Below are 9,501 nucleotides of genomic sequence, written 5' to 3' on the forward strand. Positions count from 1 at the left end.
GGTTAATATAAGAATCACAAAAAGCAGATCTCTTTGTAGATTTTCTGACAAAAAGAGATCTGCTTTTCTTCTGTTTTCGTTATATTTTATAACAAATATTGTTTTCATTTTTATTTAATATTTTTCGGATCCAGTGCATCTCGCAGGCCATCACCGACAAAGTTGAAGCATAAAACGGTCATTAAAATAAATAGCCCGGGAAATAATGGATACCACCATGCCTGAATCATCACTGTGAAATTTTGTGCGTCTTGAAGCATATTTCCCCAGCTTGCGATTGGCGGCTGAATCCCGAAGCCTAAGTAGCTCAGCGCTGACTCAGCGAGAATAACTGAACCTACCTTTAATGTTGCTGACACAATAATCGGTCCTAACGCATTGGGGAGAATATGTGAAAAGATAATTTTGTGAGTCTTCGTTCCGATTGTTTTAGCAGCCAGAACGTATTCCCTTGAACGAAGCGATAGAAACTCTCCTCTTACCAATCGTGCCGTTGTTGTCCAGCCGGTGAGACAGAAAATTAAAATCAGTTTGTCCACACCAGGCTTAAAGATGGTAACAAGCGTGATCAACAAGAAGATATCAGGAATGGATAATACAATGTCGACCAAACGCATAATGACAGCATCGACTATTCCTCTGAAATATCCCGCTAACGCCCCTAAAACCGTTCCGATCAAAATCGAACCGACTACTGACGCAAAACCAACCAATAAAGAGACACGCGCCCCATACAAGATTCGGCTGAAAATATCTCGGCCGAATTTATCTGTTCCCATCAGATGTTCAAGGCCCGGCGCCTTATATTTATCAAGCAGGCTTTGCTGCTCTTGGGGATAAGGCGCAATTAAAGGAGCGAAAACAGCCGACATAATAATGATAAACAGAATGACGGCACCTAGAATAGCCAGTTTGTTTTTCGAGAATTTGTCCCAGAAGATCTTGGTCATCGTCTCTGGTTTTTTCGAAATATTTTCTTTCAGCCTGATCTCCGGCGAGGGAGTTGTTTGCAGCTCTGACATCTCTGTTTCCCTCCTTTTAATATTCGATCCGCGGATCAACAATCGCGTAAAGGATGTCTGCAATGAGGTTTCCGACAACGACAAGAACCGCCGAGATCACAGTCATTGCCATGATAACCGGATAATCGCGTTGGAATGCCGAATCGACAAACAGCTTTCCTAACCCCGGCCAAGTGAAAATCTGCTCTACGACAACCGCTCCGCCGATAAAGGAGGGAATCATTAAACCGAAGATCGTAATAACAGGCAATAGCGCATTCCGCAAGCCATGCTTAAATAACACACGATTTTCTTTGAAACCTTTTGATCTGGCAGTCCGAATATAGTCTTGGTTTAACACATCGATCATATTGGATCTTGTATATCTCGTTAAGCCTGCCATATCAGCTGTCGCCAGCACAAAAGCGGGTAAAAGCAAATGATGAATCCGGTCTACATAACTAAAATCCGCGTTAAGCGTTGCGACTCCCCCGGTCGGGAACCAGCCGAGATTCACAGCAAACACCATAATTAAAATCAGTCCGAACCAAAAATTCGGAATCGCCAAACCGATAAATGAAGTAAATGTAATGCCGTAGTCCAACTTCGAATAAGGTTTTTTTGCAGAAATGACCCCGAATGGGATGGAAATGATCAGCGCCAATATCGTTGACACCAGCATCAAGAGGAGTGTGTTGGGCAGCCGTGCTAAAATCAGTTCTGAAACGGGCGTCCCTTTTCTGATGATGGACGTGCCGAAATCCCCTTGAACCATATTGCCGAGCCATTTTAAATATTGAACGTACTCAGGATCGTTGAGGCCGTATTTTTCAATAAACTGCGCCCTGTCTGCCTGGCTGATCGTCGGGTCCATCATAAGCGTCATCGGATCTCCCGGAGCGGCTTTCATAATAACGAAAGACAAAATTGTAATTCCCAATAAAATAGGAATCGAAGATAGCGTTCTTCGAATGATATATGTAACCATATTCTTGTCCCCTTCGTTGTTCTTTTTCAAAATCAAAGGGGAAGGAAACGCGCTCCCTCCCCTGCAAGGGAAATTTATTCGGCAAGCCACCATTTTTCAATTTGGTACAGCTCGCGTTTCGGATGATACACATAACCCTCTAAATTAGCCGGCATCGCCATATGGTTGTTCGGATAATAAAGGAAGGTGTACGGCTGGTCTTCAGCAAGCTTTTGATAAATTTTTTCATAGGCTTTAGAATATTCCTTGCGGTCACTGATTGATTTTGCATCTTTGAGAAGCTTATCAACTTCAGGGTTTTTGTACCACATATTATTCAATCCGTTTTTAGACTGGCTTGAATGGAAGATATCGTAATGATCCGGGAACGTGGACAAACTCCACCCTAAAACCATTGCGTCATAGTCCCAGTTAGGGGCACTTGTCTGTTCGACTAACGCGCTCCATTCCACGATTTGCGGTGTTACTTTAATACCGACTTTCTTCAGCTGTTCTTGGACAACAACTGCAATGTCTTCACGAACTTTGTTTCCTTGGTTCGTTTTCAGTGTAAACTCGAATTTTTTGCCGTCTTTATCTAAGAAACCGTCACCATCAGTATCTTCCCAGCCGGCTTCTTTCAGCATCTTCTTCGCTTTTTTCACATTGTATTCAAATTTAGGAACCTCTACATCTTTCGGGTAATTCCATGAAGCAGGGCTTTCCGGGATGTAAGCGACCTCACCGTCCCCATCCAATACGGTTTGCACCATCGTTTTACGGTCTAATGCGGTGGTGAGCGCCTGACGCACTTTTTTGTCTTTAAACAGCTCGTTTTTCTCATTCCAGCCGATATACGCGTAGCTCAGCGCCAAATCTGTAACGACTTTGACATTATTAAACGATTCCGCTGTCTTATAATCCGTTGACGGCACGTTAAAGAAATCGATATCTCCCGCTTGAAGCTGGGCAACCGCTGCATTGGCGTCAGGAATGATTTTATACGTGACGCTGTCTAAGTACGGACGGCCGTCATAGTAGTCATCATTGGCAACGAGCTTGACGTATTGCCCGTCTTTCCATTCTTTAAATTTGAAAGGACCCGAGCCGATTGGATTTTTTCTATTAAAATCATTATCCTCAAGCTCTGCAACCGGTACATCTTTTAAAATGTGCTCCGGCAGAATTCCGTAGCTGTCTAACGTGTTGTTATAGAAGTTAGGGTCTTTGTACTTCAGTGTAAATAAAACCTCGTAATCTCCCTTTTTCTCTACCGATTTCAGCATTTCAAAGTTCGAGCCGCGCTCTCCTTTGTAATCCTTGTTCAATGGAATGTTGTACGTAAAGACCACATCATCGGCAGTAAGCTCTTCTCCGTCGTGGAACTTAACGCCTTTTTTGATTTTCACGTCATATTTCAAACCGCCATCCAGCTCTTTCACACTTTCCGCCAGTGACATTTTGACATTTAAGTTTTCATCTGTTTTTGTTAAAAAGCTGTAAATCATTTGTTCAATATCTGTACTCGATTCATCAGTTGAATATAGTGAGTTGAAAAGTGTTGGCGCTCCGATTGAACCCACAACCAAATCCCCGCCTTGCTGCGGTTTTCCGTTTGATTTTTTCTCACTGCTGCTGCTCGATTTTGATCCCGAGCAGGCCGATAAAAAGATGGCCAGAACCATCAATACACTTAGCATCATCAGTGCGGTTTTCCGTCTTTTCATTCAATATTCCCCCTCTTGAAATGTTCGTTCTTCTCAGCTGTTGTTTATGTAGTGTGCATACCCCCTCTCAAAGCTGTGCGGGCAACATTAGCTATAAAGGTGACAAGCCACAAAATGGCTGGGAGCAGCTTCTTTGAATTCTGGTATTTGTTCCTTGCAAATCGGCTTTGCAACAGGACATCTTGTGTGGAAAACGCAGCCTTTTGGCGGATTGGCCGGACTTGGCAGTTCTCCCTTCAGGACGATGCGTTCACGTTTGACAGATCCTTTTTTTCTTGTAACCGGAACGGATGATAGAAGAGCTTGGGTGTAAGGGTGTAGCGGATGGTCGTAAAGCTCATGCTTGCCGGTCAGTTCCATCATTTTGCCTAGATACATCACTCCGACTCTGTCGCTGATATGGCGGACGACACTTAGATCATGAGAGATAAATAGATACGTCAGATTAAATTCTTCCTGTAATTCTTCCATTAAGTTAATCACTTGAGCCTGAATGGATACATCAAGTGCGGAAACCGGCTCATCTGCGATGATCAATTCCGGATTCAAAGTGAGCGCTCTGGCGATGCCGATCCGCTGACGCTGGCCGCCGGAAAATTCATGGGGATAACGGCTGGCAAACGACGGGTGAAGGCCTACTCTCGCAAGCAGTTCTTCGACTTTCTCGTTTCGTTCACGCATCGTATACATGTGGTGCGTATGTAACGGCTCCTTAATGATAGAACGCAGCGTTTTTCTTGGATTCAAAGAAGCAAACGGATCTTGGAAAACCATTTGAATATTTTTGCGGACACTTTTCCGCAGCTTCTCCTCTGACAAATTGGAGATATCCTGCCCTTTAAAAAGGATTTGGCCTTCTGTCGGTTTGTAAAGCCTGATCATCATCCTGCCGGCAGTCGATTTTCCGCAGCCCGACTCTCCAACGATCCCGAGTGTTTCTCCTTTTTTTAACGAAAATGAAACACCGTCCACCGCTTTTACATCGCCGACTTTTCTTTGAAAAAAGCCTGAGCGGATTGGGAAGTATTTTTTTACGTCACGTAGCTCTAAGATTGTTTCTTGATTAGCTGCAGTCATGATTGTTCGGCACCCTCTTCCTCATATAAAAAGCATCTCACCGTTCTTCCGCTTTTGTGCGTCAAAAGCGAAGGCTGATTTGTCCAGCATTTATCCATGGCTTTCGGGCACCTTGGGGCAAAACGGCACCCCGGCGGCAGGTTATCCGGTGTCGGCACGCTGCCTTTAATCGCATTTAATTTATCAATCTCTCCATCTATGACCGGAATCGACGTCAGCAGGCCTTCTGTGTAAGGATGAAGCGGCTCTAAAAATAAATCGTCGACGGTGGCGTTTTCCACGACTTGTCCGCAGTACATGACAATTACTCTGTCAGCTGCTTCCGACACGACACCTAAGTCGTGTGTGATGAGAAGAATTGACGTGTTGAACTTCTGACAAAGATCTTTCATAAGTTCCAGAACTTGGGATTGTATTGTCACATCCAGCGCTGTCGTCGGTTCATCGGCAATGAGCAGTTTAGGATTGCAGCTGAGTGCGATGGCAATCATTACCCTTTGCCTCATTCCGCCGGACAGCCGGTGCGGATACTCCTTCATCATTTGCTCTGCCCGGGAGAAACCGACCATCTGCAAAAGTTCAACAGCTTTTTGGCGGGCTTCTTTTTTCTTCATGTTTTTATGGTAAATCAGCACTTCGGTAATTTGGTCTCCGATTGTTAACACCGGATTAAGGGAGGTCATTGGTTCCTGAAAGATCATAGATACTTCGTTTCCGCGGATTTTGCAATAGTCATTTTCAGTGAATGAGGTGAGGTCTCTGTCTTCGAGTTTAATAGAGCCGTCCATGATTTTTCCGCCTGAGCTTTGGACGAGGCCCATAATGGATAAAGAAGTAATGCTTTTTCCGGAGCCCGATTCACCTACAAGCGCTACGGTTTCGCCTTTGCTGATGTGAAAATCGACTCCGTCAACCGCAGGGATCGGCTCCTTTTTCCTAAAAAAATAAGTCTTTAAATTATTCACTTCTAAAAGTGTGCTCATGCTAGCTCCCCTTTCCCCCTCTTGTTGTCAAACATTTTCAAGAGAAAGCAATCCCTTTATTCAGAAATAATAAATAATATTGAATTATCGAAAAATTTTATAGTTGTATATTATTACAATCATTTTGCAAAATCAAGAATTTTTTAGGATAAATGTAATATTATTAACGAAATTCCATTATTTTATTCTTTTAAAGCGTTGCATTCAAAAAGGTTTCAGCAGGAATGGACAGTCCGTCTGCCGTGTTTGCTTTGTTGACTGTTAAATATTTTTTCACTATATTGAATCCGACTGCGTATCCAAGCATTTTTGGCTGATATCCTTTGCCGAATAACAGCTGTGAGAATAATCGATTGTCCCGTTTGATATCCTGGTTGGGTGCAATTTTTTTCTCGTATAAAGCCTGCAGCTGCTCCGGGGTATACCAAGATGCCCATTCAGCCGTTTGACTTCGGCCGAACCTCTCATAAACAGCATATTCCGCAAGCCCTTCCATGATGATTGTATCAAGTAATGTGACATCCTTTTCATCTTTTGTCAGATGATCTAACCTGCAAACGTGATGATATTCATGTGTCATCAGGGCAGATACTGACGCAAAATCCAACTCTGACGAGAGAAAGAGGAACATTTTGTCTTGAAAAGCGAGTCCTGATTTTGATCCGAATTCTAAACGGATTCTCCTGTTTCGTTCGTCAACCGGCAGTGTGACAATCGGCACATCGGGACCTTGCCATTTGTTTTTAAGGTACTGTTCTTCTTTTTGAATATGCTCAAAAAAACCTTTTTCTTTCAGCTCGGAAGCAGTATGGATGCCCTCTTTTATGTTTTTAAACATTCCATGATGCTGAAGGTGCCCTAGAATGCCTTTCCAGTTCTTTTTCTCCACACCTGAAAAAAGCGGGACAATGTAATGCGCCAAATCATCTATTGACGCAGCCTTCCCGAGCCAGCTATATGTTTGTTCCACACTCATATGTGATCGCCTCCTCTTTTTATCCTATGCGCACAAAAAAAACCGGCTACCCTTTAGGGCAGCCGGTGTGGCGTGATCATGATTGGTATTTCTTAAAGATTAATGTTGCATTGTGTCCGCCGAATCCCAATGAGTTGCTGAGAACATAATTGAGATCCTGTCTGCGGGCTTCATCAGGCACATAATCTAAATCGCATTCTTCGTCTGGTGTTTGAATATTGATTGTAGGCGGGATCACACCTTCTTTAATGGCAAGCACAGAGAAAATCGCTTCAATACCGCCAGCTGCTCCTAAGAGGTGGCCTGTCATCGATTTTGTAGAGCTTACCGCAAGTTTATGCGCATGCTCGCCGAAAACGGTTTTAATCGCCATTGTTTCGTATTTGTCATTGTAATACGTGCTTGTCCCGTGAGCATTGATATAATCAATGTCTTCAGGAGAAACGGCCGCATCTCTAATGGCTTCTTGCATTGCTCTCGCTCCGCCTTCACCGTCTTGGGCCGGCGCTGTGATATGATAAGCGTCTCCCGTTGAGCCGTAGCCTACAATTTCTCCGTAAATCTTAGCGCCGCGGGCCAGAGCATGCTCAAGTTCTTCAAGAACAACAATCCCTGCACCTTCACCCATGACAAAGCCATCTCGGTTTTTATCGAACGGGCGGCTTGCTGTTTTCGGATCTGGATTAGTAGACAGCGCTTTGTTGGCGCTGAAGCCCGCGAATGACATTCTTGTCAGCGGCGCTTCTGTTCCGCCTGTGACCATAACATCTGCATCACCGCGCTGAATGACTTTAAACGCGTCACCGATGGAGTTCGTTCCTGTAGCGCATGCTGTAACCGTACAAGAGTTAACCCCTTTTGCTCCTAATGCAATGGAAATCTGCCCTGTCGCCATATCCGGAATCATCATTGGCACGAAAAACGGGCTTACTCGTCTCGGGCCTTTCGTTAAGAAGATTTCAAATTGAGACTCTAGTGTTTCAAGTCCTCCAATACCGGAGCCTACCCAAACACCGACTCTCGGCGCGATCTCATCGGTAATGTTAAGATCCGCGTCTTCAACCGCCATTTTCGCAGCTACGACCGCATATTGTGTGAAGCGGTCCATTTTTCTGGCTTCTTTTTTATCCATATAATCTTCAACATTGAAGTCTTTTAATTCAGCAGCTACTTTTGCTGGATATTCTTCAGCATCAACACGAGTGATCGGACCGATTCCGGACACACCGTTGATTGCGTTATTCCAACTTGTATCAACGTCGTTGCCAAGCGGAGATAATGCTCCAAGTCCTGTAACAACTACTCTTTTTTTACTCATCTAGTGTGCACCTCACCTTTTTTTATCGGCCCCAGCGGATTGCAATGGCGCCCCATGTTAATCCTCCGCCGAACCCTACCATGACGACCACATCGCCGTCTTTGATTTTACCGGCTTCCAATTCTTCTACAAGAGAGATCGGAATGGATGCGGCAGAAGTATTTCCATATTTATGAACGGTTTTAGACATCTTTTCGACAGGAAGCTCTAAACGCTCGCGAGCGGCTTCCATAATACGGATGTTCGCCTGATGCGGAATCAAAAAGTCGACGTCCTCTTTTGAGAGTCCGGCTTTTTCAATGACATTTACGCATGATTCTCCCATTTGGCGGACTGCAAATTTGAAAACTTCTCGTCCATGCATGATTGTATGTCCTTTTTCATTCAGATACAAGTGCTGACCGCCTGTGCCGTCTGCTCCTAGTTCAAATGAAAGGATTCCTCTGTCATCACTGACTGGTCCGACTACCGCAGCGCCTGCTCCGTCTCCAAACAGAACTGCTGTATTTCGGTCTTCCCAATCTGTAATGCTTGAGAGCTTTTCTACACCGACAACAAGAACATGCTTATAGGTTCCGGATTCAATAAATTGTTTACCGGTTATAACCCCGTACATGAAGCCCGCACAAGCCGCGCTGATATCCATAGCACACGCTTTCTTCGCGCCGAGCTCTTCTTGAATCATACAAGAGACCGTAGGGAATGACTGATCAGGTGTAACAGTTGCCACCAGGATCATATCCAGATCCTCTGCCGCGACTTCAGCTTGTTCCAGCGCCTTTTTCGCTGCTGCAACAGCCATATGTGATGAATACACATCATCTGCGGCAATTCTTCTTTCTTCTATTCCTGTTCTGGTACGAATCCACTCATCAGAAGTTTCAACCATTTTTTCAAGATCATGATTTGTTAAAACCTTCTCAGGAATGTAACGACCAACACCAAGTATTCCAGCTTTCATAAGGGAAGACTCCTTTATATTGTAAATTTAGAAGATCAATCAGTTGTGATCAATTATTAGTATCAGGTACTAATTCTATCCTATTTTTTTTCACATGGCAATATATTCGTCTAAACTATCAGTTCATCTTATTCATAGAGTATTGTATATAGAAAGGAGGCGTATGCAGTTGGATGTGTTTTCAAAGATGATGTTCGGCGATTCCGCAAAACAAACAGCAGAGAAGGAAGAACAGCAAGAGGAGCTTTCCCAGACAAACGAAGAAGAGACGATTCATTACATGCATATTATGGACCAAATCGGTTCAATTATGAACTCTGTTGATCAAATCAAGCCCGCTTTAAAGGAGCTTGCGCCTATGATTTCCGCTATTAAAAAGAAAATCATGTGAAAAGCCACTTTCAAAAAAGTGGCTTCAGCTTGTAGAGAAAACGACGTTTTTTCTACAAGCTTTTTTGTTTTCTGCTGTTTCTTTAGTTGTTCAGCTAATT

Annotated in this window: 9 protein-coding genes; 1 reads left to right on the top strand and 8 read right to left on the bottom strand. The window is 43.9% G+C overall.

The features are described from left to right. Positions 1 to 110: 110 nt before the first annotated feature. The 8 genes from appC to fabH all read right to left on the bottom strand — a co-directional run bounded on the left by appC (position 111) and on the right by fabH (position 9,010). Positions 111 to 1,022, bottom strand: a complete 912-nt coding sequence (gene appC / locus ACY3LV_RS12575) for an oligopeptide ABC transporter permease AppC (protein ID WP_148964284.1) — start codon at positions 1,020 to 1,022, stop codon at positions 111 to 113. Between the two features lie 16 nt (positions 1,023 to 1,038). Beyond that, entirely contained in the window at positions 1,039 to 1,989 is a 951-nt protein-coding gene (locus ACY3LV_RS12580; protein ID WP_087993443.1) for an ABC transporter permease, read from the bottom strand. Positions 1,990 to 2,063: 74 nt separating this feature from the next. Next, a complete protein-coding gene (locus ACY3LV_RS12585) occupies positions 2,064 to 3,695 on the bottom strand; it encodes a peptide-binding protein (RefSeq protein ID WP_464863897.1) in 1,632 nt (543 codons plus the stop codon). 87 nt (positions 3,696 to 3,782) lie between these two features. After that, entirely contained in the window at positions 3,783 to 4,772 is a 990-nt protein-coding gene (appF, locus tag ACY3LV_RS12590) for an oligopeptide ABC transporter ATP-binding protein AppF (RefSeq protein ID WP_464863898.1), read from the bottom strand. Continuing rightward, positions 4,769 to 5,755, bottom strand: coding sequence for an oligopeptide ABC transporter ATP-binding protein AppD (gene appD, locus ACY3LV_RS12595; RefSeq protein WP_333560667.1), 987 nt, complete (start codon positions 5,753 to 5,755; stop codon positions 4,769 to 4,771). Before appD ends, appF begins: the two co-directional genes overlap by 4 nt. Before the next feature lie 190 nt (positions 5,756 to 5,945). Beyond that, entirely contained in the window at positions 5,946 to 6,731 is a 786-nt protein-coding gene (locus ACY3LV_RS12600; protein WP_464863899.1) for a DUF2268 domain-containing putative Zn-dependent protease, read from the bottom strand. A 76-nt stretch (positions 6,732 to 6,807) separates the two neighbouring features. Beyond that, positions 6,808 to 8,049, bottom strand: a complete 1,242-nt coding sequence (gene fabF / locus ACY3LV_RS12605) for a beta-ketoacyl-ACP synthase II (RefSeq protein WP_087993447.1) — start codon at positions 8,047 to 8,049, stop codon at positions 6,808 to 6,810. 22 nt (positions 8,050 to 8,071) lie between these two features. Then, on the bottom strand, positions 8,072 to 9,010 hold the full coding sequence (gene fabH / locus ACY3LV_RS12610; protein ID WP_087993448.1) for a beta-ketoacyl-ACP synthase III: 939 nt from the start codon (positions 9,008 to 9,010) through the stop codon (positions 8,072 to 8,074). Between the two features lie 163 nt (positions 9,011 to 9,173). Between fabH and yjzB the strand changes: the two genes are divergently transcribed. Then, the gene (gene yjzB / locus ACY3LV_RS12615) at positions 9,174 to 9,401 is read left to right on the top strand and encodes a spore coat protein YjzB (protein WP_148964279.1); all 228 of its coding nucleotides are present in this window, start codon (positions 9,174 to 9,176) and stop codon (positions 9,399 to 9,401) included. Positions 9,402 to 9,501: the final 100 nt, after the last annotated feature.

It is taken from the genome of Bacillus sp. 11C, assembly GCF_055486375.1.

Excerpts from the sequence above, each read along its gene's own strand:
- fabF (WP_087993447.1), bottom strand. The coding sequence starts at position 8,049 with ATGAGTAAAAAAAGAGTAGTTGTTACAGGACTTGGAGCATTATCTCCG.
- fabH (WP_087993448.1), bottom strand. The coding sequence starts at position 9,010 with ATGAAAGCTGGAATACTTGGTGTTGGTCGTTACATTCCTGAGAAGGTT.
- appD (WP_333560667.1), bottom strand. The coding sequence starts at position 5,755 with ATGAGCACACTTTTAGAAGTGAATAATTTAAAGACTTATTTTTTTAGG.
- ACY3LV_RS12585 (WP_464863897.1), bottom strand. The coding sequence starts at position 3,695 with ATGAAAAGACGGAAAACCGCACTGATGATGCTAAGTGTATTGATGGTT.
- appC (WP_148964284.1), bottom strand. The coding sequence starts at position 1,022 with ATGTCAGAGCTGCAAACAACTCCCTCGCCGGAGATCAGGCTGAAAGAA.
- ACY3LV_RS12580 (WP_087993443.1), bottom strand. The coding sequence starts at position 1,989 with ATGGTTACATATATCATTCGAAGAACGCTATCTTCGATTCCTATTTTA.
- yjzB (WP_148964279.1), top strand. The coding sequence starts at position 9,174 with ATGCAGTTGGATGTGTTTTCAAAGATGATGTTCGGCGATTCCGCAAAA.
- appF (WP_464863898.1), bottom strand. The coding sequence starts at position 4,772 with ATGACTGCAGCTAATCAAGAAACAATCTTAGAGCTACGTGACGTAAAA.
- ACY3LV_RS12600 (WP_464863899.1), bottom strand. The coding sequence starts at position 6,731 with ATGAGTGTGGAACAAACATATAGCTGGCTCGGGAAGGCTGCGTCAATA.